This window comes from Spirosoma horti, assembly GCF_054776595.1.
The window spans coordinates 87132-113652 of record NZ_BAAHBQ010000004.1 but is presented as its reverse complement, the minus strand read 5'-3'; the positions used below and the strand labels follow the sequence as shown (position 1 = coordinate 113652).

At 49.1% G+C, this 26521-nt stretch carries 20 protein-coding genes and 1 tRNA gene; 11 read left to right on the top strand and 10 right to left on the bottom strand.

The genetic code is table 11. The features are described from left to right. The first annotated feature begins 17 nt into the window (after positions 1-17). Complete coding sequence (locus ACYVAM_RS12035; protein WP_461067236.1) at positions 18-1472, top strand: outer membrane protein assembly factor BamB family protein; 1455 nt, start codon at positions 18-20, stop codon at positions 1470-1472. Between the two features lie 258 nt (positions 1473-1730). Here the strand turns inward: ACYVAM_RS12035 and ACYVAM_RS12030 are convergent, their stop codons facing one another. Beyond that, positions 1731-2744: a sterol desaturase family protein gene (locus ACYVAM_RS12030; RefSeq protein WP_461067234.1), complete on the bottom strand. Its 1014-nt coding sequence runs from the start codon at positions 2742-2744 to the stop codon at positions 1731-1733. Positions 2745-3010: 266 nt separating this feature from the next. Then, the gene (locus ACYVAM_RS12025; RefSeq protein ID WP_461067232.1) at positions 3011-3637 is read right to left on the bottom strand and encodes a hypothetical protein; all 627 of its coding nucleotides are present in this window, start codon (positions 3635-3637) and stop codon (positions 3011-3013) included. A gap of 272 nt (positions 3638-3909) precedes the next feature. Here ACYVAM_RS12025 and ACYVAM_RS12020 point away from each other — a divergent pair, with 272 nt between their 5' ends. The 5 genes from ACYVAM_RS12020 (at position 3910) to ACYVAM_RS12000 (ending at position 9220) form a co-directional block, all read left to right on the top strand. Next, on the top strand, positions 3910-5160 hold the full coding sequence (locus tag ACYVAM_RS12020; RefSeq protein ID WP_461067230.1) for a hypothetical protein: 1251 nt from the start codon (positions 3910-3912) through the stop codon (positions 5158-5160). A gap of 169 nt (positions 5161-5329) precedes the next feature. Next, positions 5330-6580 (top strand): hypothetical protein, encoded by a 1251-nt coding sequence (locus ACYVAM_RS12015; protein WP_461067228.1) that lies wholly within the window; start codon positions 5330-5332, stop codon positions 6578-6580. Between the two features lie 26 nt (positions 6581-6606). Further along, on the top strand, positions 6607-8319 hold the full coding sequence (locus tag ACYVAM_RS12010) for a hypothetical protein (protein WP_461067226.1): 1713 nt from the start codon (positions 6607-6609) through the stop codon (positions 8317-8319). 146 nt (positions 8320-8465) lie between these two features. Next, positions 8466-8538, top strand: a tRNA-Gly gene (locus tag ACYVAM_RS12005). Positions 8539-8863: 325 nt separating this feature from the next. Beyond that, positions 8864-9220 carry an HNH endonuclease signature motif containing protein gene (locus ACYVAM_RS12000; protein WP_461067224.1) on the top strand — a complete coding sequence of 119 codons (357 nt, stop codon included), beginning with the start codon at positions 8864-8866 and terminating at the stop codon, positions 9218-9220. A gap of 295 nt (positions 9221-9515) precedes the next feature. Here the strand turns inward: ACYVAM_RS12000 and ACYVAM_RS11995 are convergent, their stop codons facing one another. Continuing rightward, positions 9516-10499: a GlxA family transcriptional regulator gene (locus ACYVAM_RS11995; RefSeq protein ID WP_461067222.1), complete on the bottom strand. Its 984-nt coding sequence runs from the start codon at positions 10497-10499 to the stop codon at positions 9516-9518. 552 nt (positions 10500-11051) lie between these two features. Between ACYVAM_RS11995 and ACYVAM_RS11990 the strand changes: the two genes are divergently transcribed. After that, on the top strand, positions 11052-14054 hold the full coding sequence (locus ACYVAM_RS11990; protein WP_461067220.1) for a DEAD/DEAH box helicase: 3003 nt from the start codon (positions 11052-11054) through the stop codon (positions 14052-14054). A 93-nt stretch (positions 14055-14147) separates the two neighbouring features. After that, the gene (locus ACYVAM_RS11985) at positions 14148-14324 is read left to right on the top strand and encodes a hypothetical protein (RefSeq protein ID WP_461067218.1); all 177 of its coding nucleotides are present in this window, start codon (positions 14148-14150) and stop codon (positions 14322-14324) included. Between the two features lie 96 nt (positions 14325-14420). On the opposite strand, the gene ACYVAM_RS11980 is transcribed toward ACYVAM_RS11985, so the two are convergent. Continuing rightward, entirely contained in the window at positions 14421-14933 is a 513-nt protein-coding gene (locus ACYVAM_RS11980) for a phosphoribosyltransferase family protein (RefSeq protein ID WP_461067216.1), read from the bottom strand. 138 nt (positions 14934-15071) lie between these two features. Between ACYVAM_RS11980 and ACYVAM_RS11975 the strand changes: the two genes are divergently transcribed. The 3 genes from ACYVAM_RS11975 to ACYVAM_RS11965 all read left to right on the top strand — a co-directional run bounded on the left by ACYVAM_RS11975 (position 15072) and on the right by ACYVAM_RS11965 (position 18483). Further along, the gene (locus ACYVAM_RS11975) at positions 15072-15470 is read left to right on the top strand and encodes a DUF4783 domain-containing protein (RefSeq protein ID WP_461067214.1); all 399 of its coding nucleotides are present in this window, start codon (positions 15072-15074) and stop codon (positions 15468-15470) included. A 132-nt stretch (positions 15471-15602) separates the two neighbouring features. After that, on the top strand, positions 15603-16187 hold the full coding sequence (locus ACYVAM_RS11970) for a YcxB family protein (RefSeq protein WP_461067212.1): 585 nt from the start codon (positions 15603-15605) through the stop codon (positions 16185-16187). Between the two features lie 94 nt (positions 16188-16281). Then, complete coding sequence (locus ACYVAM_RS11965) at positions 16282-18483, top strand: S9 family peptidase (RefSeq protein ID WP_461067210.1); 2202 nt, start codon at positions 16282-16284, stop codon at positions 18481-18483. Between the two features lie 90 nt (positions 18484-18573). On the opposite strand, the gene ACYVAM_RS11960 is transcribed toward ACYVAM_RS11965, so the two are convergent. The 6 genes from ACYVAM_RS11960 to ACYVAM_RS11935 all read right to left on the bottom strand — a co-directional run bounded on the left by ACYVAM_RS11960 (position 18574) and on the right by ACYVAM_RS11935 (position 26457). Further along, the gene (locus ACYVAM_RS11960; protein ID WP_461067208.1) at positions 18574-20046 is read right to left on the bottom strand and encodes a DASH family cryptochrome; all 1473 of its coding nucleotides are present in this window, start codon (positions 20044-20046) and stop codon (positions 18574-18576) included. 139 nt (positions 20047-20185) lie between these two features. Further along, complete coding sequence (locus ACYVAM_RS11955) at positions 20186-21574, bottom strand: TonB family protein (protein ID WP_461067206.1); 1389 nt, start codon at positions 21572-21574, stop codon at positions 20186-20188. After that, positions 21571-22044, bottom strand: a complete 474-nt coding sequence (locus tag ACYVAM_RS11950; protein WP_461067204.1) for a hypothetical protein — start codon at positions 22042-22044, stop codon at positions 21571-21573. The genes ACYVAM_RS11955 and ACYVAM_RS11950 overlap by 4 nt, the downstream gene beginning before the upstream one ends. Continuing rightward, complete coding sequence (locus ACYVAM_RS11945; RefSeq protein ID WP_461067202.1) at positions 22041-23984, bottom strand: TonB family protein; 1944 nt, start codon at positions 23982-23984, stop codon at positions 22041-22043. Before ACYVAM_RS11945 ends, ACYVAM_RS11950 begins: the two co-directional genes overlap by 4 nt. After that, a complete protein-coding gene (locus tag ACYVAM_RS11940) occupies positions 23981-24352 on the bottom strand; it encodes a BlaI/MecI/CopY family transcriptional regulator (RefSeq protein WP_461067200.1) in 372 nt (123 codons plus the stop codon). Before ACYVAM_RS11940 ends, ACYVAM_RS11945 begins: the two co-directional genes overlap by 4 nt. A gap of 167 nt (positions 24353-24519) precedes the next feature. Then, the gene (locus ACYVAM_RS11935; RefSeq protein ID WP_461067198.1) at positions 24520-26457 is read right to left on the bottom strand and encodes a glycoside hydrolase family 2 protein; all 1938 of its coding nucleotides are present in this window, start codon (positions 26455-26457) and stop codon (positions 24520-24522) included. Positions 26458-26521: the final 64 nt, after the last annotated feature.

Sequence of the window (26521 nt, the reverse complement as noted above, 5' to 3'; positions counted from 1 at the left end):
TCAAACCAGACAAGCCAATGAAAACCTCCTTTCCATTTCTGCCCACTTTAATCTGTTTATTGCTGTTGTGGGTTGTTTCCTGCAAAAAAGATCCAGATCCTGCACCTACAACTGGCGGCACGACTACACCCGGTTCGACAACCACTAAAAGTGCGGCTAAAGATATCAAAACATTCTCCTTAGCAGCGCTGAGCCCGGCCGTAACGGGCAACATTGATGCAACGGCCAAAACCATCTCGGCTACGGTGGCTACTGGCACGGACGTAACGAAGTTAGTGCCCACTATTACGCTCTCTGATAAAGCTACTGTTTCGCCAGCCACGGGCGTAGCTCAGGATTTCTCGAAAGCAGTGACCTACACCGTTACGGCCGAAGATGGCAGTACGCAGGCATATACGGCCAACGTGACGGTCAATAAACCGGTAGTCAGTAGTATCTCAACGGCTGATCCATCCCCTGTAGCCGAAGACTCACCTGACGCTATTTATTTTGGAAGTAGCCAGGTATTAAGTGCAATTGATTTGGCCACTCAGAGTAAGAAATGGAGTCTTTTTACACAAACTGATTTCGGGCGCCCTACTGTGAAAAATGGGATTGTTTACGCTGGTTCGGGTAGTAGCTTACTTGCTTTTGATGCCGTAACGGGCGCATCAAAATGGAAGGCTTCTGTTAAGGACGGAAGTTATTATGGAGTAGATGCGCCTAAAGTGGCTGATGGTATGGTCTATTATAATAGCAACGGAACGGTATACGCATTCGACGCCTTAACTGGGGATAAGAAATGGGAGTTTGATGCTGGACAGGGGAAATTTGGGAATATTAATCTGGCTAATGGAATTGTTTACACCAATGGTTATTCGAAGACATATGCACTCGATGCTAAAACTGGTGTGAAAAAATGGGAATTGAATCAGGCGATGAGCATTAGCGAGTACAATGGCGTACTTTTTGGATTGAATGTTAGTGGAATTTATTCGCTTGATGCGGCCTCTGGTTCTCAAAAATGGTTTTTTCCATCAAGCAGCCAGTTCGGAATGTATCCTTTAACAATTTCGCAGGGGATTGTCTATTCCGCCGACGGAAATACCGCAGTTGGCGGACAATTTTTTGCGATAGATGCCATGACGGGCGCTGTGAAATGGAAAGTACAGGCCGAGGGAGGAAAAGCCTTTAATGGAACCCCAATCGCCTACAACGGAATTGTTTATGCGTATAACAGTAACAAAAAGATTTATGCATACGATGCCGCTACAGGGGCAAAGAAATGGGAATTTGATACGAACAGTGAATTCAGTGGACTCGTAGTAGCTAAAGGAGTCCTTTATGCTGGCGCCTATTCAGGTAAGAGTTATGCGCTGGATGCAACGACCGGAGTGATGAAATGGGCGTTATCCGAAAATCTGAGTGGACGATACCCATGTATTGTATCTGGCAAGAAACTGTACGAGGTTCTAAAATCCATTAAAGAATAATAAATCGATTCATTCTCTGGTCAGCAATAGATTAATTAAAACTAATCCCTTACTAACCTTGACGCAAAGCAGGGGACCAAAACAGGTCTGCCATAAGCTGAACTCCATTTTTTAACAATTCTAACCATTAAAAGACAAGCGGTTGCTGTTCAGGGTAAAGTAGAACGCCTGTGCATCAGGATGCTCACTTATATGGACTCGATGTCATTTCTTTTGCTATATCCTGACCCTATTCCTATATCCCTTCAGGCTTTACCGTCAGGATTTCGTTTCTAAATGAAGCTCGTGCTGATTGTTTTTGACATACTCAGCCTTCACAATGTTGGCCGTTTTGTGGTCGCCGGTATGGCTCCAGCCGGGGGGCATGAAAATATAGAGAATTTTGTTTTTGAGGCCGGGGGCGTGGTATACGTCCTTGCCCAGGGCAACGATCTCGCCAAAATAGGCATCCAGAAAATCGCCCTTTTTCATCGGGCGGCTGATGCCATACTCGATCTCCATGGTGTGTTTTTCATCCTGCAGGGTGCCAAACACTTTATCCCAGATATTGAGCAGATTACAAAAATTAGTATCCATATACAATGGATTGCGTGCGTGGTGTACGCGGTGATGCGATGGCGTCAGAATTAGTTTATTCAGAAAACCCAGCCGTCCGTCTTTAAGTAAGTTCTCGCCAACATGGATGAAGGCCCCCCAGGTTCCGTCGATGAACATGATCAGGAAAAGCAAGGGTGGATTTACCCCAAGCAGCATACAAATGGTGGTACGGATGATGTCGGCATAGGGAGCTTCAAGGAAGAAGTGGGCGTAGGTTACCGAAAGGTTCATGTGTTCGGGCGTATGGTGAGTAGAATGCAGGCACCAGAACAGCCGGACTTTATGCCCGAAATAATGATAGACAAAATGGGCCAGCTCCCAAACGACATAGCTATAGATAAACCAGTACCAGGTAAACGTCGTCTTGAAAAGTGCATAGGGTTCAAAAAAGCCGATGCAGAAGGCGACCATCGCAATCGAAAGAAAACTGGAAATGAAGCGGTTCAGAATGTAGGTGAACAGCGAAATTTTGTATTGGGAGTGGGAGTAGCGTTTATGGAATAAACCCCGTATAATCTCGAACAGTAATAGAACCGGGACCAATGGTCGTAGAAAAGTCTGAATCCCTTTTTGCGTCAGCAGGGCTTCATAATTCTGCGTTCGTACAAGATCTATGAGCCCGTCGAACCCCCAAAAACCAATGAATTCTTTGTATAGGATGTCGAAAATATTCATGGTATAACGTGATCTAAACGTAGAGCAATGAGTTTCGCTTCTTTTCGGTTGGTCTATCGAATGAGGCAATCGACATACAATAGCCTATAAACAGGATAAACGCAATTTATGCAGAATTATACCGATCCTGGGAAGCTCATCCACGCAACAACACGTGATCTTTACACGACTTTCTGGCACCCAGGGTAAAAGCCAGGCATTAATTTAATCAAAGCTTAATAGAGAGTACGTTTTTTACGGGCGGTAAACTCTCCGGAACGAACGGATTAATCGACAATTTTTACCCGAATGCGGTGCGGAGCTACCTGATTACCGCCGAAGTAAAGACCTGTATTATAGGCAAACGACTTGTTGTGGGTGAACGGCACGGTTTTACCCCCTAAAACCTGATACACTTTCCGTTCGTAGTCGATTTTGATGGTTAGTTTGGTGGGCGTATTCAGCGCTGTTTCTGCAACCTTGAAGTCAGTGCGTACCCCTTCCACATAGATGTAAGCGCCCAGGTCGATGCGACCGCGTTGCGGATTCCAGCGCCAGCCTACCCGGGCCCCATCGACCTGGTGTGGGGGGACGCCGGTTGTAATGTCCTGATCTTTAGAGCCCACAAACCCCAGACCAATTACTTTGTTCCAGTCATCGGCATCAACAGCGCCGACATCGTAAATGCAGGAGCTATCGAAGGTAACCGTTGCCGATATTTCTTTGGGACTGATAACGATGCCTACCTTCCGTTTAGGGTTGGGTTCGTGCTCCCCCGCTTCGATCACGACCCAGTCGGGGTCGGACAGTAAAAAGTCAGGAACGCATGCCGTCATCGACAGGCCAAGTCCCAGAAATACAAGTGTCTTTGCCGAGAGCAGGAAAATGCGTACCGATGAGGTTAGACGTAACATGGTGATTGGGTCGGAACACGAATGGTTATGCAAATAACGTCATAAACCATTTGATTGGTGTCCCGTTGGCTCAAGTTGGCCGTTTGACTCCCGCTTGGCTAAGGGTACATCTATTTTCCGGGTACGCCACCAATCAAAATGTACCGGCCTGACTGACAGTATAGTGTGCCTGATAAAATTAGCTACCGTACGCACTAATTTTAGCCTGATGTGTGCAACTTTTAGGTAAGTTTGGCCTTCCTTACCATACCGTTTCTTAGCCCGTTCTTTTTATGGAATCTTCATTTCCTTCCTCATTTCATGTCAGCCGTGAGCAGTCGGATGCTCGTTCCGGTAGTTGGCGACTGGGCATACCCGCCTACATTTATGCGGTTGTTTTCTCGTCGTTTTGCGTGATCATGGGTCTCCTATGGGACATTATGTGGCACATGAGCATCGGACGAGATGGCCTACTGGCTCCTCCCCACGTTGTCATCTATGTAGGGGCCATTGTATCGGGTTTATTTTCGGCCTACCAGATTCTGAGCCTGACCTTAACCAAGAACCATCCGGGTCGGGCCAGCGCGGTTCCCTTCTGGGGCATTTTCTATGGACCGCTGGGAGCCATGTTCAGCGTTTGGGGCGCTCTGGCCATGCTCACATCGGCTCCCTTCGACGACTGGTGGCACAATACGTATGGCCTGGATGTTCAGATTCTGACCCCACCGCATACCATTCTGGCGATCGGCATCATGACCGTGCAATTCGGGGCTATGGCTGGCGTACTGGCTCTCCAAAACCAGTATCGTGCACAAACGGCTATGCCCGGGGGCGGTAGTTTACAGCAACTGGCTCGCTTAAAATGGCTTTTTGCGCTGGCAGCCGGGTTGCTTCTGATTATGCTTTATACGCTGATGTCAGAGTCAATGGGTATGCGGGAAACCCACCAGTCTGGTTATTATGCGACAGCCGCTATCATCTTGCCATTTTATTTACTGGCCGTCGGGCGGGCGTCCATGCTGCGCTGGCCCATCACCATCATTACCGGAATTTATATAGTAGGGATGCTGGTGCCAAGCTGGATACTGCAGAATTTTCCCGCCACTCCCCGGCTTGGTCCTGTTCTGAACCCAATCACGCACTATCAACCATTTATGTTCCCGTTGTTGCTGATTATACCGGGAGTCGTTCTCGATTGGCTGATGCACCGCTTCGATTCGGCCAGGGATGGTCAAAAGAAACCGAACGACTGGGTATTATCTGGTTTATATGGGGTTGCCTTCATGGTTATCTTGCTGGCCGTACAATGGCCATTTGGCGAATTTCTGCTCACCTCGCCCTACGCGCAGAATGGCTTTTTTCTATCGTACTCCTGGACGTACGACAGCCCACCCGACTGGCAGTATCGGTTTGCCTTCGCGCCCTGGAATACACAGTCGGCCGCTGGATTCTGGGCTGGCTTTGCGAAAGCGCTGGTCTACGCTACTCTCTCCGCCCGGGTTGGCCTGCTCTGGGGTAACTGGATGAAACGAATTGCCCGGTAGAGTTTTGTTGGCTACCGAATTGACGCCGAGGGCCTTATCTGGAGATCGGTTGGCGATAGAACGACCGGTTAAAAACCGCTTAGCCAACAGCCAGACTTAGCGGTTTTTCGGGCAGATGAAGCCATTAATTTCGTTATCTTTAAGGCTTAACTCCGTAATTCGTTCCTCTATGCAACCTGCAATTCCTTCGTCAATTCAAACCGGTCGTGCGCAGTCAGCCACGCGGTCGGTTAGTTGGCGACTGGGCATACCCACTTACATTTATGCGGTCGTTTTTTCGTCACTTTGCGTCGTTTGGGGGCTACTCTGGGACATCATGTGGCACATCAGTATTGGCCGTGATGGACTCTTAGCTCCTCCCCACACACTGATCTATGTGGGGGCCATTGTATCGGGTTTATTTTCGGCCTACCAGATTCTGAGCCTGACCTTAACCAAGAACCATCCGGGCCGGGCCAGCGCGGTTCCATTTTGGGGCGTTTTCTACGGTTCGCTGGGAGCTATGTTCAGCGTTTGGGGTGCCCTGGCCATGCTCACGTCGGCTCCCTTCGACGACTGGTGGCACAATACGTATGGCCTGGATGTTCAGATTCTGACCCCACCGCATACCATTCTGGCGATCGGCATCATGACCGTCCAATTTGGGGCTATGGTGGGCGTGCTGGCCTTGCAGAATCAATATCGAAATCCGGTCGGTGTGCAAAGCTTGGACCAGCATCAACGGGCCACCCGCCTGAAATGGCTGTTTGCCATCTCGGCCGCTCTTGTCCTGACGATGCTATTTGTCATGGCATCGGGCATGATGGGATCAGGGCGATCACACCATTCGAGTTATTACATCACGGCCGCTATTGTTTTTCCATTTTTCCTGCTGGCCGTTGGGCGGGCGTCGTTGTTACGCTGGCCCATTACGACTATTGCCGGGCTTTATTTTCTGGCGCAGGGGTTGCCGAGCTGGATTATTCAGAATTTCCCTGCCACCCCCCGACTGGGACCCGTGCTGAATCCAATCACGCACTATCAGCCGTTTCATTTTCCGATACTGCTCATCGTTCCGGCTTTTGTTCTGGATTGGTTAATGCATCGGTTCGATACGACGACCGCTAAACGCCGGAAGCTATCCGATTGGGTACTGGCCGGGTTATATGCAACGGCCTTTCTGGTTGCTCTTCTGATTATCCAGTGGCCATTTGGCGAGTTTTTGCACACATCACCTTTTGCCCGTAATGGCTTTTTTCTGTCCTACACGGCTCCATATAACAGCGATCCTAACCGAACGTATCGCTTTATAATGGCCCCATGGAACCTACAGTCGGCCACTGATTTTGGGATTGGTTTTGGAAAAGCATTGCTCTATGCCACCCTCTCCGCCCGTATTGGCCTGCTTTGGGGTAACTGGATGAAACGAATCGTACGGTAGAAAAAGAAGCTAGTCGAATCAAGCACATGACCACTAATAAAAAATACAACTGGATCAAGGAATTCCTGTTCCTCTATGCATTCCTTCTGGCACTCACTCAAGCACCAGTAGCCTCTGCCCACGTGGGTAGTTCGGGCGTGATCGTGCAGAAACAGGCCGGAAAATATCAACTCCTGATCAGTATCAAACCGCCTGATGTGGTGCCCGGCACGGCCAGCGTAACGGTGTTTGTGGAACAGGGGCGTGTGGGCAGCATTGGCGCGCGCCCGATTTATTTCCGTTCCGGCGACAAGGGTGCGCCAACGCACGATATTCTGGCACCCACCGGCCAAAACCGCTATGAGGGTGATTTGTGGCTGATGGATTCCGGTTCATCGAGTATTGAATTAAGCATAGACGGTCCTGATGGCAAACAGCAGGTCGTTGTGCCCGTTATGGCCGTTGCCACCGCCCTGCGTGACATGCCCGAAGGAACCGGATTCGGGCTAGCCGCCATGGGGTTGTTGCTCGTCGTTATGTTGATAACCATTATTGGGGCTAGTAATGCCGACGGTGTTGTGGCACCCGGTCAGGCACCTCCGGCTAAAATTGGCCGTCGTCGGCTGGCGGGTATGAGTGTCGGGCTGGTAGTTATCGTGCTGATTCTGGCTGGCTGGCGGTCGTGGTGGAACAGCACCGCCGAAGACTATCGGAACGTTCAATTGTATCGCCCAACGCCCATTCGTTCGTCAGTAAAGGTTGCCGACGGCCAACGACAACTCACGATTCAGTTTGATACAACCGGCTTTGGTAAGGATCGGCAAAAACGGCGGACACTGAGCTACATCTTACCGGATCATGGTAAACTGATGCACGCATTTCTGGTGCGCATGCCGGGTCCATCCAGACCGGGACTGGATGCGTTCGCCCACCTTCACCCAAACCGGCGTGATACCCTGACGTATGAAGCCACATTGCCTGCGCTGCCGGGTGGTAAATACCTGCTCTATACCGACGTGGTGTATCGAAGTGGTTTCGCCGAGACCCTTACCGATACCGTCGACGTGCCTGGCCTGAAGACTGCCGGTTCACTTCCTGCTGCGAACGTTTCTAAACCTTCCGATAGCGACGATAGCTGGCTTGTGGCCGAACCGATGGGCGTAAAAGCTGGTGCAGAGAACATACCTCATCTGGATAATGACATGGTGGTTTGTGGCAAGCCCGGCGCCAGTGTCAAGCTTGCCGATGGCTCTACGATGCTCTGGATGGATAAAGCGTCGCCGGTTTTGGAAGCCGGTAAGCTGTATACCCTGAAATTTGCGGTGGCCGATGCACAGGGCAAAGCGGCTCCGGTAGAGCCTTATCTGGGTATGGGCGGCCATGCCGTTATTTTACGCTCCGATGGTACGGTCTACATTCACCTTCATCCCGTTGGGACATACTCGATGGCGGCTGAGGGATCGTTGGTTGGGCGCATTGCAGACACTGCCCGAACGTTTCACTATCCGGATGCTGTCCATTTCCGCGATAGCATCGACTTGTATATTGCCAGGCTCAAAACGATGCCGGAAGCGGAGAAAAACAAGTTGCTGGCAGCAGCCATGCCGGGCATGAGCCACCAAATGAAGACGAACAACATGGTCGAGTTTCCTTACGCTTTTCCGCGAGCCGGGCATTACCGAATCTGGGTGCAGGTTAAGCGAAACGGGCAGGTATTAACGGGCGTGTTCGATACACAAGTTAACGAGCCCTTATTGTAAAAATGGCCCTTAACTCGCTCAGAATCAGTTTTTGATAGAAAACTTGAGATTTTTATTGAAATTTTTTTGAGGTGAACTCTTGACAAGCGCCAAAAATAGGCTACCTTTGCATCCACAATTCGCCGATAGGCAGGCGAAATTGAATCGCGAAAGTAGCTCAGCTGGTAGAGCGCGACCTTGCCAAGGTCGAGGTCGCGGGTTCGAACCCCGTCTTTCGCTCAACAAAAAGGCACCGACCCCGGTGCTTTTTTTGTAAATGCCGCTCCGTTAATTCGGGGCATGGAATGCCGGGATGGTGGAACTGGTAGACACGCCGGACTTAGTTCTTTGATATGTTCGATTTTATGCTGTAATTGAGAATAGTACTTTCTTGATTATATGGCGCGTTACGTGTTTGATCTTCTTTTGAGGAGAAATTGATTGACGTTTGTGTGACGTCTGATAGTATGGCAAAGGCAGCTTTGACACTGGGTATGAATTACAAAAATTGTGTTTCCATGCAAAGAAACTTAATTGCTTTTACGCCAATTAATCAGGACTAGGTTTGAAGAAGAAGCCATCGAAGGAGTCTATTTTTATGGCGGATATCTTTAGTGGTACTCATCGCACCTATCAAACTCACAAGATCAAAAAACGACTTTTGAAAGAAGGTTATAAAAAACACGTTTGTGAATCATGTAATTTGTCAGAATGGATATCTAATCCAATTCCTTTGGAACTGCATCACAAAAATGGAGTAAAGGCAGATAATTCATTAGATAATCTTGAGTTGCTCTGTCCTAATTGCCATGCGCTTACAGATAATTATCGAGCTAAGAATATCAAAAAATTGAGTGCGCGAATGGAAACGTTCGCAGTAGAACCGCTTAAATTCGGGGAAACCTTACCAAGTGTAACTTGATTGGCAATCCCGAGCCAAGCCCGTTAGAGAAATCTGACGTGGAAGGTGTAGAGACTTAACAGGCGGCACCTACGTCCTTGCCATTGGCAGGATATGGTGAAGAGAAAGTCCAGACCACAAATCATTGCAATTGGCAATGTGCAGCGAAAGCTGTAGTTGGTACGAAAATCCTGTGGGCCTCAAGCCCGTGCGGGTTCGACTCCCGCTCCTGGTACAAAACGAAAAAAGGTCGCTATTTCTAGCGACCTTTTTTCGTTTTTAGCATCTGAACATTATGCCTTAACCAATAAACTTGCTACGCAAAAATAGCCTCTTTATTGTACTTATTTCTATAATCAACGGGCGTCATGCCAGTCGTTTTTTTGAAAATAATGCGAAATGCTTTCGTGTCAGAATAGCCGACGTCATACATTACTTCATTAATATTTTTTCGGCTGGTTTCTAAATTCTTTTTAGCGGCTTCAATTTTTACCCGTTGAATGTATTCACTAACGGTATTGGAGGTTGCTTTTTTAAACCGACGTTCGAGACTGCGTCGACCCAGGGCAAACCTGTCGGCCAGTTGATCAACGGAAATTTTGTCCTGAAAATTAGTTTCAATAAATTCCTGCGCTTTTTTTATGGGCTCATCTTCATGGTTTTTCTGCCCTTGAAAAATAATAAACGGTGATTGGCTCGTCCGGTCAATATCAATCATAAAGGCCTTTGCTGTCAGAACAGCCATTGCCCGCCCGGCATATTTCTCAATCAGGTACACCAGCAGGTTTAAATACGAATAAGCGCCCCCGCTTGTGTAGATGCCCCCATCTTCGGTCATTATTTTATCATCGACAAGATGTACATCCGGGAACATAGTTCGGAACTCGTTAGCCAGTTTCCAGTGAGTGGCGCATTGCCTGCCTGTCAATAAGCCCGTAGCAGCCAGGAAAAAAGCCCCTATGCAAAAACTGGCGATTTCGGCACCCTGGTTATGTTGATGTAGAATCCAGGGAATAAAGGCTCGATTCAGCTCGATAGCCTTTACGGGATCGCCGTGCAGGGCGGGAATAATAATTAAATCTGTCTTTTTTATATCCTCGATTAAATGATCCGGATTTATCGTAAATAAGCCATTTCGTTGTGAGATTTCCTTTGAAAGGCCAATGAATTGAATGGTAAATATGGGCGGCTTTCCCATACCAGCAAGAAAGCTGTTTACTTCGGAAAGTATCTGGTGAGCGCCCTCAATATTTGTTAAACTGCAATGCCCTTTAGGGATTAGGATGGAGATGTGTTTCATAGATTAAAAATAACCAAAATCAGGGGTATAATCAACTTATATTATATATCTTTTTGATTTGGATAAATGTAGTTTGTAAGCCTATTTATTGTCATCAGAAACGCCAGAGTTGGCTTGATTACGATAAACCTGGTGACATATTCGCGCCTTAATCCAGGCTGTATTACGCTTGTCAAATCATGAATTTTAAGAATGCTCTGCCTAAGTCCCTGACCATATGTGCGTACCGCCCATTTTACCTTTTGTGAAATTGCCTGCCTTGTAGTCTCCTTAAATTTTTGCCCATTTTTGTCAACGTATAACAGGTTTGACAATAGAATTTCCCGTTTACTGATTTTGTCAAATTCTCACTTGTACATTTTGTTTTGATTCGTATATTTGACACCTTTGATAAATGTAGACGGCCGTTAATTCGCTCATTATGAGCAACTTTGATTGGTCTTTCTATGCTTGTCCGCCATTATATCCACGCAGTTTCTTTTCTGAAATTGTTCACCTATTCCCGGCGTTCTACCCAACCCCCAACGGGCTGGCCTGAACGATATTGTTATCATGAAAGTATCGCCTTTGCAGCCGTTTCAAATCGTGTATTCGTTACTGGATCACGAGTTTCTAGGTTATCTGATTGAGGCTTTTGTGGTGCAGCGCAACAGTAAGGGCGAATTGACCTTACAAAATCAGACATTATCTGCCCAAAACGTCAGTGAGTTTGCTAAAGGACTGGACGACCGGGACTTCGAACTGGTAAAACTCATCGATACGATTCAGCAGGATTTTATTGTTAAGAAATTCAACACCAAGAAGTTACCCGCCGTTGATTTCTTCTTGAAAATATACGATCCGCAAAAGGGGGACAAGCTTATTCAGGAAACGATTGGTGGGCATCTGGAAACGGTTAAGGCTAAAATTATGGCGTTGCTGCCCGGTAAGCCTTTTTATATCATGGGAAACGATGGTAATCCCGCCTGGGAGCCGATCGTCTGGATGCCCGAACCAGCCCGTGTGCATTTTCACTTTGTTCGCAATACCGAGTCGACGCACTATTTCCCAATTATCCGCTATCCGGTGACTCCGCGCGAAGGCGGTGCGAAAGATGGACAGACCAGCGAGACCGAGCGGGTCGAATTCCAGTTCAAGGATGCCCTGATGATTTGCGATGAACCAGCCTACCTGATGGTTGGCAATCGACTTTATCACTTCAGTAAGAATGTAGATGGCAAAAAACTACGGCCGTTCTTTACGAAAAACCATATCGTTATTCCCCGAAACATCGAGCAGCAATATTACGAGCGCTTTGTTACTCCCCTGATTGCTTCGTATGACGTATATGCCAAGGGTTTTGAAATTCGTACCGAAGCCATTGAGCCAGTGCCCGTTCTAACGGTTTCGGAGATGGTGCAGTCGAGCCGTTCCGTAGCCGTTCCTATCTTTCAGGGAGGCCCCGAGGTTGTCGACAGCGAAGAGGGAACCAACCAGCGTATTGTTTTCGATCTGTCGTTTCAGTATGGCGATTTTATGTTTCGGTTCGAGAGTTCCGGCGCATTGGCCAATGTGAGTCTGGAAAAGAAAAATGACGAGTACATTTTCCATAAAATACGCCGGGATCAGCGTCTGGAGCGGAATAAGCTTGCCTTTCTGCAGGACGCCGGTCTGGATTTACGGCATGGCAGGCTTGCGGTGTCGAAGGCCGAAGCTTTCTCCTGGCTGTCGAACAACAATAGTCAACTTCAGGAGGCCGGCTTTTTACTTCGGCAGGATGCACAAGATACCAAACGCTATTTCCTGGGGTATTCGAGCATTAACGTGTCCATTGAAGAGGGGCGCGACTGGTTCGATATCTACGCCAATGTTCGCTTCGGAGAGTTTGAGATTCCGTTTCTAACCTTACGAACGCTTATCCTCAACAAAAAACACGAGTTTACTCTGCCCAATGGCGAGATCGCCGTTATTCCCAACGCCTGGTTCACTAAATATTCTGAATTGTTTGGTTTTCTGGAACATGCGGGCGGTATCGACGACAATGAACGGCTGGTTTTGCATAAATACCATCTGGCCCTGGTGCAGGAACTGGAGCGGGAAAATCTGGCAACAACCATCATTAGCCGAAAACTCGAACGTTTACGGAACTTCGAAGAGATCGAGCCATTTCCATTACCCAAAGGCTTCAACGGAAGCTTACGGCCCTATCAGCAGGCAGGCTATGACTGGATGAATTTCCTGCGGCAGTACCGGTTTGGCGGTTGCCTGGCCGATGATATGGGTCTGGGTAAAACCGTGATGACACTGGCAATGCTCCAGGGTCAGAAAGAAGCGGGTGCTACCGAACCCAGCTTGCTGGTTATGCCGACCTCGTTGTTATACAACTGGGAACTGGAAGCCAAAAAGTTTACGCCCGATTTACGCGTAATGGTGTATACCGGCACATACCGCGAAAAAAATACGGCTCAATTTGATGGGTACGATTTGATTTTAACCTCTTATGGCATCGTCCGTATTGATATTGATTTGTTGAGCGACTACCGGTTCAACTACGTTATTCTGGATGAGTCGCAGGCGATCAAAAATCCGTCGTCGCACATTACAAAAGCGGTGATGCAACTCAATACGAGCCACCGGCTTATTCTGACCGGAACGCCACTCGAAAACAGCACGATGGACCTTTGGTCGCAGATGTCGTTCATCAATCCGGGTTTGCTGGGCAGTCAGTCATTTTTCCGGAATGAGTTTCAGATTCCGATCGAGAAGCGGCACGACGAAGCAAAAACTGGAAAATTGTACGCGCTGATCAAGCCATTTATGCTTCGGCGAAATAAGGCACAAGTCGCCACCGATCTGCCAGCCAAGGTAGAGAGTGTCCTGTATTGCGATATGACCCCCGACCAGTCGGCTCAGTATGAAGAAGCAAAATCGTACTACCGGAACCTGATTCTGGAGCGGATCGAAGAAGAAGGCATTGCCAAATCGCAGATGATCGTCCTGCAGGGGTTGACCAAACTTCGGCAAATTGCCAATCACCCGCGCATGGTCGATGCGGATTATGAAGGCGATTCGGGTAAGCTGGATGATATGCTGATGCGACTGGAAACGGCCATGACCGAGAATCACAAGGTGTTGGTGTTCAGTCAGTTCATTAAACACCTAAACGTCGTTCAGCAGTATTTGAAAGAGAAAGGTACCAAGTATGCGTATCTGGACGGGTCTACGGTCGACCGCAAGAGCCAGGTGGAGTTATTCCAGACCGACGATTCGATAAAATTGTTTTTGATTTCGCTAAAGGCGGGTGGCCTGGGTCACAATCTGACCGCTGCCGACTATGTGTTCATTCTGGACCCCTGGTGGAATCCCGCTATCGAAGCGCAGGCTGTAGACAGGGCGCACCGCATCGGGCAATTGAAAACGGTATTCACCTATAAATTCATCGCCAAAAATACCGTCGAAGAAAAAATCCTGTCGCTGCAACGAGCCAAACAGCAGCTGGCCGGGAGCCTGGTTACGACCGAAGAAAATTTCATGAAATCGCTGACAAAGGAGGATATTATGGTGCTTCTGGAGTAGAGTGTTCAACAGAAACCATAATTTTTGGGAGGATTTTGGCTGATGGTAGTTATTCACCCGGTAACCTGTCATTCTCACTAAAAAACTCGGCGTATGAATGCTAAAAGTGTATTGGGTATTATTCTGACACTTGTCGGTTTAATTGGTCTCATCTACGGTGGTATCGACTTCACCAAGGGCGGTGTTTCTCAGGCTTCTTTCGTGTATGTCATTCTGGGTGGCATCTTCTTCTTTGCTGGCATAGGCCTGGTTCGCAGCACACGAGCGTGAATTAAGTTGTAATGAAAGTATATCCTAAAGGGTAAGCGGCTAATAATTAAATTCATTAATTATCAGCCGCTTACCCTTTAGGAGTTGTGTCGATGATTACGTTAAATAAACGCCCATTCGGCTTTCATCGCTAAGCACCACGTCAACGCGTTCGGTGAGCGTTGTACTCAGTTCATAGCCTTTGTAATCGGCAGAAACAGGGTAGCGGGGGTGATTGCGATCCACCAGCACGGCAACCTGCAACTTGCGAACCGGCACGGTCAGAAAAGGCTGTAAGCTAAACGCCAGCGTACGGCCGGTATACAAAACGTCGTCGATCACGATCACGACCGTATCGGTATACGCAGTGGCAGGCTGGTCAGCCTGCACGAGCGGTTGAGCCAGTTGTGTTTTGTCGAGATTAAGTTTAAGCAGGTTGACGGAAAACGGAGCGATAGCTTGCAATTCTTTTGCCAATGCCTGTGCCAGTACATACCCCTCTCCCGAAATACCGGCCAATAATAAAGCTGGTTCTTCAAAATTATTCTCATAAATCTGGAACGCTATCCGTCTGATTTTCTGACGGATCTGCTCTGCATTCAGGATAAGCGTCGGCTGGAGGGTATTCATGTAGGAGTCAACGAAATTTTTGGCGGTGTAAAGATGGAGAAAAAGCCATTAGCCAATGAAATATCGGCAATGTATTTAGTTGGCACAATTTTCGCCTTTAATGGTAGAAAGCTAGTCAAGCTTTATCCATCTATGAACATGCTTATTAGTTTTATTGTCAGCCTGTGGCTCTGCCTGTCTCCCGGAAAGGTCCCGTCAGAAGCTGATATTACCCAACTGGTGGGTACATCGCTACGAAATGGCGATGCCAGTCGGTTATCCGCGCGTTTTGCAAAAACGATTGAGTTGGTCATTGATGCCGAAAACGTTGAATTTCAGGCTTTGCAGGCTACTCATGCCGAATTGATTTTACGCTCCTTTTTTCGCAAGTACCCGCCCCATGGTTTTCAATTCGTTTATCGGGGCGCGTCGGATAAACTTCGCTACAGCACGGGCACCTATGCAACGGGAGGGCAGGTATTCTCGGTATATGTCCTCATGCGTCAGACACCCGATCACCAATACGCGATTAGCGCCCTGCACTTTAGAAAAGAGTAGAGAGTGATGTATGATGTAGGATATAGGGTGTATCTGGCCGCGAAAGCAATACATCATACACCTCTTATCCTACATCATACATCTCTTATCCTATATCTTTCTCTTATCTTTGCACTTTCATGTAGAGGTACTATGATTGTTAAGACTAAAAAATACGCGTTAGACCAAAAAACGTATATCAATATCGCCCTACGGCAGTGGGTAAAAGACAACTGGAAGTGGGCCTTTGTGCCATTGGCTCTTATTATGCTGAATGTGGTACTGAACCTGACGAACGTATATCCTAATTACTGGATTTATATTGTCATTGTGTTGCTCACCATTCTATACGTACTTTTCTGGGCCGTTCAGATCACGGGTATTGCTCAGATGGAACAGAGTAAAGCCTTGTTTCAGAAATACGTTTATGAAATTGATAGCCGTCAGATTTTGATGCGCATCAACGCCAAAGAAGGCGGCATTTTGAAATGGAGCCAGATCGATAGTGTTATCAAAGACAAGGACGCTTATATCCTGTTTCTGGACAATGCCGAAGCCATGTCGAATGTAAAGGCTAACTGGATTGCCAGAACCGTTACTAAAGGCCTCTCGAAAGCGCAGTTTTTATACCTGCCATTTAACATTTTTACGAGCGATAACGACCTGCGCTTTACCGACGCCCTACTGAAACGGAAGGGTTTGTTGCCCGGCAGCGTTCCCGCCGAAACAGTAAAATAAATTCAGTAGATACAGAACGGTTCGCCGTTGCGTTGGTTCGCCACTGCAATGGCGAACCGTTCTATTTGTAGCACATCATTAATAAATTGAGATCATGAAAATCCGGTATTGGCTGACGGGAATACTTCTTTTGCTCAGTACGATTTCCACCATTGGTCAGTCATTGAAAACGGTTTCGCTCGATGACATCTGGGGGCGCAACCAGGGCGTGTTCAGTCAACGTACGGTAGAAGCGGTCAACTGGATGAAAACCGGCGGATTTTATACCACCCTGGATGGCGGCAAGATCGTCAAGTTTACCATCACCACCGGTGCACCGGTAGAAACACTGTTCGATGCCCGGCAGGCAACCGTGTCGGGAAGCGGGGAAAAAGTCACTGTCGACGGCTACCAATTATCGGCGGACGAGCGAAAAATGCTCATTACCACGCAGGAAGAACCTATCTACCGTCGGTCGAGCAAAGCCGAATTTTATGTCTACGACCTTATTACCAAACAGTTGGTTCCGCTGAGCAAAGGCGGTAAACAACAGTATGCAACCTTCTCGCCCGATGGCAAGCGCGTTGCGTTCATGCGCGACAACAACCTGTTTGTCGTTGACCTTGGCACGAAGAAAGAAACGAAACTCACGACGGACGGCAAACAGAATGCCATTATCAACGGCGGAGCTGACTGGGTTTACGAAGAAGAATTCAGCATGGCACGCGCCTTCGAATGGTCGCCGGACAGCAAGCGTCTTGCCTGGATCCGGTTCGACGAAAGCCGCGTTCCTGAATACGATATGCAGCTCTGGGGTAATTTATATCCGATCGAGTATCGGTTCAAATACCCCAAAGCGGGCGAAGCCAATTCGGCCGTAACGGTCTGGATAGCCGATGTACTGACGGGCAAAAAAGTACAGGCACAAACAGGTGTGGAGACGGATAAGTATCTACCCCGGATTCAGTGGACGAAAAACGCAAATCTGCTCTCCATTCGCCGGATGAATCGCCTACAGAACAAGCTTGATTTACTGCACGTTAACGCCACGACCGGACAGGCCACAACGGTCCTGACCGAAACCAGTGCTACCTATGTCGATCTGGAATTTACCGACGACCTGACGTACCTGAATGATGGTAAATCGTTTCTCTGGAGTAGCGAACGCAGTGGTTACAAGCACCTATATCGTTACGATATGGGCGGTAAGTTGATTCAACCCATTACGTCGGGCAATTTTGAGGTGGCCACCGTATCGGGCGTCGATGAGAAGACGGGCACCGTTTTCTTTACCTCTACCGAAGCGTCGCCACTCGACCGGCATTTGTACCGTGTCGGGCTGGATGGGCAGAATAAGCAAAAACTGACCAGCGAGGCTGGCACTTATGCCGCCAACTTTAGCCCGGATTTCGCCTACTACCTGTTGTACCACACGGCGGCCAATACGCCTGTAACGGTTCGCTTACGGGACACCCAAACGCCTACAGATCAGCGCGTACTGGAATCGAATGAGGCTTTAAAAACACGATTAACGGCCTATACGCTGTCTCCCAAGCGGTTTTTTCAGACTAAAGCTGCCGATGGCACCCCCCTGAATGGCTGGATGATCCGACCCGCAAATTTCGATAGTACAGGAGCAAAGAAGTACCCCGTTCTGATGTTTGTCTATGGTGGACCAGGCTCGCAAACGGTCAAAAATGACTGGGACAGCCGCGATTTCTTCTGGTATCAGACACTGGCGCAAAAAGGATACATTATCGTATCGGTGGACGGGCGGGGTACGGGCGCGCGGGGCACTGCTTTCCGCACGTCCACGTATGCACAGCTTGGTAAACTCGAAACAGAGGATCAGATTGCCGCAGCGCGTGATTTGAAAACGCTCCCCTTTGTCGATCCGGCTCGGGTTGGCATTTGGGGCTGGAGTTATGGCGGCTACATGAGCGCCCTCTGCATGACGCTGGGTGCAGATGTATTCAAAGCGGGTATCTCGGTGGCACCCGTCACGAACTGGCGCTTTTACGACACGATTTACACCGAACGTTACCTGAAACGGCCGCAGGAAAACGCACCGGGTTACGACGATAACTCCCCGGTCACACACGCGGCCAAACTAAGTGGTCCGTATCTGCTTATTCACGGCACCGGCGATGACAATGTGCATTTCCAAAATTCGATTGCCTTCGAGGATGCGCTCATTGCCGCTGGCAAGCAGTTTCAGTCATTTTATTATCCGAATCGCAATCATGGTGTTTACGGTGGCAATACGCGGCTGCATCTTTACCAGATGATGACCAATTTTATCGAGAAGAATTTATAGCAGGCGTATGGCCGTGCTGCATCAGTTTCTAAAACTGACAGGCGAGGCTTCTCAAAACCTCTCCTGTCATAAAGCCACTACAAGAGTAAATTAAGGAGTGGGTTTTGTTATCCACCTGGACGGATCCACAACCGGCAACGGGTAATCGATACCCAGCACCACGCCGTACTGTTCCTGTTGAGCAGCGCTCAAATTTGAAACAAGATGTACCTGATCTGCAGGTACCCGCGTCAATTCCGGAAGCCAGTGTTTCACATAATTGCCTTGCTCATCGTACCGCGTGGCCTGGCTGTAGATGTTGAAATAGCGGGGCTGCCCGTTGCTAAACTGGCGTGGGTCATTGCCCACACCGGCTACATAGTTCCAATTACCCCAGTTGCTGCATGGGTCGTAATCGATAAGTTTGCTTTCAAAATAAGCCGCTCCCCAGGTCCAGTCCAAGCCTAGGTCACTGACCAGGAAACTGGCAACGTTTTGTCGGCCCCGGTTGCTCATAAATCCGGTGGCGTTCATTTCGCGCATATTGGCGTCGATAAACGGGATGCCGGTTTTGCCTTCCGCCCATCGTTGGAATAGCGCTTCATCCTGAATGAATTTCCGGTTGAGGTCATGTTTGATCCCACTGCTCTTAAAGATTCGGGTACCGAACCGCAGGGCGACGAACCGGAAAAAGTCGCGCCACAGTAACTCAAAAACCAGCCAATATGTCGACTCATTTTTAACCCGCTCGTTTTCGTACCGTGTTATTTCTTCATAGATCAACCGGGGCGACAGGCATCCGTTGGCCAGCCAGGCTGAGAACTTACTCGAATAGTCGTCGCCGAGGAGCCCGTTGCGGGTTTCTTTGTAAGTTGTAATCCGATCGGTTTGCCACAGGTAGTGGTTAAGTCGGTCAAGCGCTGCGTGTTCGCCCCCTTTAAAGGCTACTGCCCGCCGTAAATCCGGTTGTTCGACCCGTTGTCGGGCTTCGCTATCAAAACCAAGTGTTGTCAGTGTAGGCATATCACCGGGCAACACATTGGGCACGAATGTGACGGCTTCTGGCGTTGGAAACGTTGGACGAATGCTGACACTTTTCTCGATTTGATGCCGGTACTGGGTGAACACATCGGGTAACCGCGAGATCGTAAACGGTAAATCCCGGACATGGTACAGCGTACTCATCCAGAAAAACTTAATATCGATATTGAGCGGTTTGAGCTTGTTACTCAATTTCGACTCCACGTCAGTTTCTTCCTGTGTAATCTCCTTGCTTGTATACATGGTCGATGCATTGATTTCGCTGGCCAGTTCGGGCAGCACATCGGCCGGATTGCCAATTCGGATGATCAGGTCGGCGCCTTTGTTTCGGAGTGACTGCTGGAGATCGGCAACGCTTTCAATCAGAAAATTGGCCCGAAAAACCGCCGTTTTAGAAAAGCCCAGCCGAGGGTGTGGCGTAAACCAGCGGGGGTCAAACACGAATACGGGCAGCACCTGATCGGCGTCGTCAAGCGCGCGAACAAATCCCTCATTGTCGTGCAGACGAAGGTCGTTACGGAACCAGTACAGAATGCGATTCATTAGTAACAGAGAACGATTATCTACTACTAAGGAACGAGCGGGCGTTCTTGGTTCATTGGTCTGTAAAAAGAATGTGCCCCGGAGCTTATTAATAAGCTCCGGGGCACGAAATGGATACAACTAGTTGGATTGATGTAGCTTATTTAGTGGTGATAGAAACTTTCTTGTTGGGCGTATCAACATCCATCCGGGCAATTTTGTCTGGTGAAATAGCCTTGAATTCTTTTTCGGTAACGGGCTTTCCATCAACCAAAAATACATCTATACCCTTAAAAGCGGACTCATTTGTAACCGGCGTTGCCTCATCCGCCTGAAAGTTGATCGGCAGATTATACTTCACATTGACAAGCTGACCATTTTGTCTGGCTGGTGTCCATTTGGGCATGTTTTGGACAACCCGCACCGCTTCGGCATCAGCACCGTAGCCAATCCCTTTCAGGAGTTGTATATCGGTGATTTCACCCGTTTTCGTGACAATAAAACTAACAAACACCCGTCCATGAACATTCGCTTTTTGCGCAGCTTCGGGGTATTTCAGATTCTTCTCCATGTAGGATGTTAGTTCCTTCATGCCTCCCGGAAATTCGGGCTGGTTTTCGACAACGGTAAAGATTTCACCTTCTACTTTCACCGTTTTTCGGGCCGAAGCGTCGGCTGTTGTGAGGGCGGTCTGATCCTGCTCCGATTGGGTGCACATGGTCAGCATAGCGGCCAGTGGGAACACGAGGGCGTAACGGAGTAAAGCCCGGCGGTGTGTTTGCGGTTTTTGTAACATAACGATGCGTTGTTTAAGGGTTGATTTAGAGACAAAAGGGGTTGTTAAGGCAGTGGATGGAATGTTAAGCGCGTAGGCTACCAACTGACGCGGATAATCAGGTTGGGGCGTTTGAAGGACCGATCGGTCGGCCAGAAATTCGTGAACTTCCTGCAAGGCACCTTTGTAGAGCCAAAGCATCGGGTTAAACCAGAACAGTGCCTGCACCAGCTCGATAAAGAGTATGTCGGCGGTGTGGCGCTGGCGAATATGGGCTTTCTCGTGGCGCATCAACACCTCCGGTTGCGTACGGGCATCGGTGTGATTGAGTACTAAATACCGCCCGAAGGAAAAGGAGGGCGTCCGGCTTAGTAAGCCATCGGGAAGCCGAACAAGTGTATACTCCGACTTGTGTTCAATTGTACCTCGTTTGATCAGGGCAAACACCGCTCGCAAATGCACGCCAAGCCGGATGAGCATACCAGCGACGCCGATACTATAAAGAAGCCAGAGCCATTGCGCTATTGTCAGGCTATTGCTTCGGGGAGCGTTGCCAACCGCAAATGTCGGTAGCGTAATGGCGCCAACGGGCATTGAATCCGCTGTTGCACCTGGTAAATCGACCAGCGGAAGCAGGAGCGACAAAATCACCGATATCAGCAAATAAGCGCGGTTCAGGCCGAAAAACGTGTTGCGTCGAAGAAGCAGGCTGTAGCAACCGTAGAAGAGCGCCAGATAGAGGCTGGCCGTCAGGAAATAGGGGAGAGCGTTCATAACGTATTCGTTCCTTTGAGGTGAATAATGACGATGCCTTTGGCCGCTTTTTCGCCGTAGAGAAGTTTATATCGAGCAATCGATTTGGTGTCTTTCAGCAGTTCGATCGACTCGATTGTATTTGAATCGACATCGCCAATCCGGTCAACTTGCTTGGTGCCATTGACCAGGATCAAATCAGCTTTTCCGCCGGGCATATTGTCCCTTGGCACCGTAACGGTATAATGGCCCGGTGCCGAGTAGCGCGTTTCGCTGGCTTGCTTTGCTGGCTGAACGGGCTTGGTATGAAGCTTTGCTGATTGCTTTTTAAGGGTGTCTGACTGAATAATTGAGCCTGTTCTAGCCCAGGTGAATACGGGCGAGCGGCCAGCGAGGTTCCCTGTATGCTGGCTGAAAAAATTACCCGTCAGCCCTGCCCATATCAGGGCTGTCGATGTGAGAAAACGTGCGTAGTTCAGGAAGCCGATCATTTCTTTTTTGTGGTTATGAGTACGACTCCATTTTTGCCCTTCTCGCCGTAGCTAGCGGCTGATTCACCCTTTAAAACAGTGGCATTGTCAATGTCTTTTTGATCGAGGTAACCGATACCATTTTTAGCCTCGACACCATCGACGATATACAGCGGATCGCCTATACTGAATCCATTACTCCGAATAGTTACACGCGAACTAGATTTTCGCAGGGAATCAGGCAGGTACCTCCAAGGAGTTTTATTGGTCTGCACATCGTTATAGAGAGCAAAACGTGCATTTTTGCTGTTGTCCACATAATACACTCTTGGTCGCTCTGAACTAGCTTTTGACTCAGGCATAACCAGCCCTGTTCGTCTGTCCTCGACTTTCTTTTCCAGCGAAAACTGAATGGGTAAAACGTGCTGTGTGGCAACTGCCTGCCCGTTTTGCTTAGCCGGTAGCCAGTACGGCATGTGTTTCACGATACGGAGGGCCTCGGCGTCACAACCACCACCGATGCCCCTTTTCACGCTGGCTGAGCCAATAGCACCTGTTGGCAATACAACGAACGATACCAGCACAGTGCCCTCAATTCCATTGGTCCGAGCCTTTACCGGATAGCGCAATGCGTGAGCTACATATTGCATCAATCCTGGAATACCCGTTGGAAAAACAGCCCGTTCTTCAACCGCCCTATACACCTCACCATTGATGGTATCAACTGATGGCGGTGTACGTATCGGCATAGCAGGATTAGGTTTGACGGCTCTATACGCTGCCGTAGCGCCCATAGTGGGTAATTCGTTTGGGTCCGTCAAGGCTAATGATGCGCTAATCGCTGTTCGCCCATCAACCGGTATGGTCATCGTTTGAAATCCAACAAAACTGACGCTTAATGTCGCATTCTTGGGAACATTTATAAGAGTGAAGAAGCCTTTTGCATTTGTTTGTGTCCCTTTTCTTGTGCCGTTAATTAAGACAATAGACCCTGCCAATGGCTTTCCACTTACGGCGCTTTTTATTCGCCCTGTAATGGTTATTGTATCTTCAGTTGCCTGACGGATGAGAGTTTTAATCTCTTTCCGGGCGGTAGTCATGGCCAGTAAACTCAGCATCAGAGGGAGCACCAGCATATATTTTCCTAGTGCCCAGCGTGGCGTAGCTGTCTGATAAAGCATTTGAATACGTTGTTTGAGCAAAGGCGGGTTAAAAAAGCCGTTTGTAAGCGCGTCGGGTTGTAGGCCAAACGTGTAGTCAAGCAGGAACCGGGCGTATTCGGTTGGCTGACTGGCTTCTTTATCCGCCAGAAATTCGTGTACCTGCCGTAGCATTTTGTCGATGAACCACAAGGCCGGACACGCCCAGAATAACGCCCGAAGCAGGGCCAGACCGAGTACATCGGCACTGTGGTACTGGCGGATATGCACCAGCTCATGCCGGATGATGAGGCTATTGTGTTTATCGGCCGGGTTAAGAACCAGATACCGGAAAAACGAAAAAGTAGGTGCGTCAGAGTCACTGGCCTGTCCGGATAGGTTTATCACCAGTACGTGATTGGCCTGAACTTGCCGTTCGGATCGTTGAATGAGCCAGCATAAACGGCCCACCCGGACAGCCAGGCGAAGCACGAACAGCAGGGCAATAAGGCCATACGCAATCATGGCAATTTGCTCCCAGTCAGGCGCGGTACTTGCCTGGCCAAGTTGAGCGGTTGCGGTAGCCACAGTAGCCACGGGTAAGGTGATAACGCCCACGGGTACCGGCCAATCAGTTGGCAAGGTCTCAACCGTTTGCGCGGGTAAACTGGCCAATGGTAAAACCAGCGACAAAACCGCCGACATCAGCAGATACACCCGGTTCAACGTAAAAAACGTGTGCCGACGCAGGAAGAACCAGTAGCAGCTCGCAAACAGCAGCCCATACAGGTTCGCTTTAAGCAAATAGTCGAGAGCGTTCATTGATCCTTCTGTTTGTTTAGGAGGTTGATAATCTCATCGGCTTCGTTCAGGCTAATAGTCTTATCCTGCACGAAAAATGACACCAGCTTCTTGAGTGAATTATCGAAGTAATTTGCCATTAACTGCTCTGTCTGAAACCGGCGGTACTCTTCTTCCGAAATAAGCGGGTAATATTCATGCGTTTTTCCATAAGCTGTATAGCCCACTAATTCCTTCTTCTCCAGAATGCGGATAATCGTCGAAACTGTGTTATAGGCGGGTTTTGGCTCCGGCAGTTCAGCTAAAACATCTTTGACAAAGCCTTTTTTGAGCTGCCAAAGCACGCGCATAATCTCTTCTTCGGCTTTGGTAAGTTCACGTATCGGCATGATTTTTATAAAGGGTAGTGATTACGATTGAAAGGTATGACTAATGGTTTAGTTTTACAACTAATCTATTAGTTAAAAGTTTGGTAAAATTAAAATACCCCTTCCTAGCGCTAGGAAGGGGTATTTTAATTGCAGCCCGGTTCAGGCTTTGGCGGGAAAGCGACTGACTATTTGAATAAAGGCGCGTGGATTTTCCGAAGCGTTTCGACCGGAATCTTGATCACTTCCCGATCATAGGTGAGTAGCCCGTTTACTTCGCCTTCTACATCCGTAGTCTGCGTATATACGGCCGCCGAAAGTGCCTGTTTCTGATAATACTCAATGATCTTGGCGTACTTTTTCTGGTAAGCTTTCAGGACATCGTCGGCCGACTGATAGGTCTGGTAGCCCCAGTTGCGCATCTCAGGATTCCAGAGGTGCCCCTGAACCGGCCAGCCGATGCCCCCGAATTCGCCAATAACAACCACGCGGTCGGTCTTGGGCGCTGGTGCGTGCGGTTCTTCCTGGTAGGTATGTATGTCGTAGAAATCACCTGCACCGAGGTCATTCCAGCCGCTGCTAGCGTTCACCGTCCGGCTTGGGTCAAGGGCTTTTACCCAATCGGCCAGGCGTTTGTTATCGTACTGGCCCCAGCCTTCGTTATGCACGACCCAGGTCACAATGCTGGGGTGATTGTGTAGCCGGTTCATCATTCGGCGCAATTCAAGCTCAAACTGCTCTTTACCTTTCGACCGGCGAATGGGTTCGGACTGGTCGCCCGGCTCTTCGTTCTGGCCTTCCAGAAAACCCGATGGCATGTCCTGCCAGACCAGAATACCGAGCTTGTCGCAGAGGTAATAATAGCGGTCGGGCTCTACTTTAATGTGCTTGCGGAGCATGTTGAAGCCGGACTTTTTGAGGAAGTCGATTTCGAACGTCATCGCTTCATCCGACGGTGGTGTCAGCAAGCTACCAGGCCACCAACCCTGATCGAGGGGGCCATTTTGAAACACAAATTTGTTGTTAAGCAGCAACACCGGCTGGTTGGCTATCGACGTAGCGACGCTCGGCCCTTTGCCCATTGCTATTTTACGCATGGCAAAGTAGCTGGTGATAACATCGAACGGGTTGCCCGTCACGGTTGCGTTGGCAAAGGCCTTGTTCAGGGCGGAATCCTGGCGTGGGCGTCGGTTGCGGGGCATTTCGCCAAACGGATCGGTAACAGTTACCAGTTCGGCTTTTAAATTGTACAGAAACGGGCTGTCGGGCGACCATAATTTGGGATTTTTCAGGGATAGGTAAGCCGTTCGCCCCGCCCGAACCAGCGTAGTCGCCACTGTCTGACTACCATCCATAGCCGTCACTCGAATGGCTGTTGTGTAATTATTGGCTGGTTTGTCGAGCAATACATCGACTCGCACGCGCCCTGAGTCGACTTCGGGGGTCAACTGAATTTCTTCGATATACGCTTGCTTCGGCACGGGCTCCATCCAGACCGTCTGCCAGATACCGGATACCGGGGTATACCAGATGCTGTTTGGATTCAACAATTGTTTGCCGCGTGGTTGCTCGCCGGTAGACGTCGGGTCCGTTACGCCTAAAACCAATTGATTCTGGCCGTCTTTCAAGTAATCCGTAACGTCGAAACTAAAAGCATCAGACCCGCCCGTGTGCGACCCCACGAGTCCGCCGTTTACCCATAGTGTACATTCATAATCGACAGCGCCGAAGTGAAGCAAGACGCGTTGCCCGGCCCAATCGGTGGGGAGGCTAACGGTGCGTCGATACCATAGGCGTTGATCGGCCGTAAGGGCTTTGTTGACTTTCGATACGGTCGATTCAACCGCGAAGGGAACCAGAATTTTCCCTGAAAAATCTGTTGGGACCGGAGCTGTTTTTGCCGTGATCGCATAATCCCACATGCCATTGAGATTTTGCCATTGCTTACGAACCAGTTGCGGACGCGGGTATTCGCGCCAGGCATTTTCGGGCGTGAGCTGTTTTTCCCACCGGCTCATGATGGGAGCCGCACGGGGTAAATTCTGAGTGGGTGATTGCGCGATGGCAAGGCCCGCCGTCAGCAGGGTGAGGCTGAGAGAAGTGTGTACGAGTTGAGGAATGTTCATGCTTTAAAAATGTAGGCTTGGTTACACAGCTTTACGGCCCCAACCGAAGCGTCGGACGTTTCGG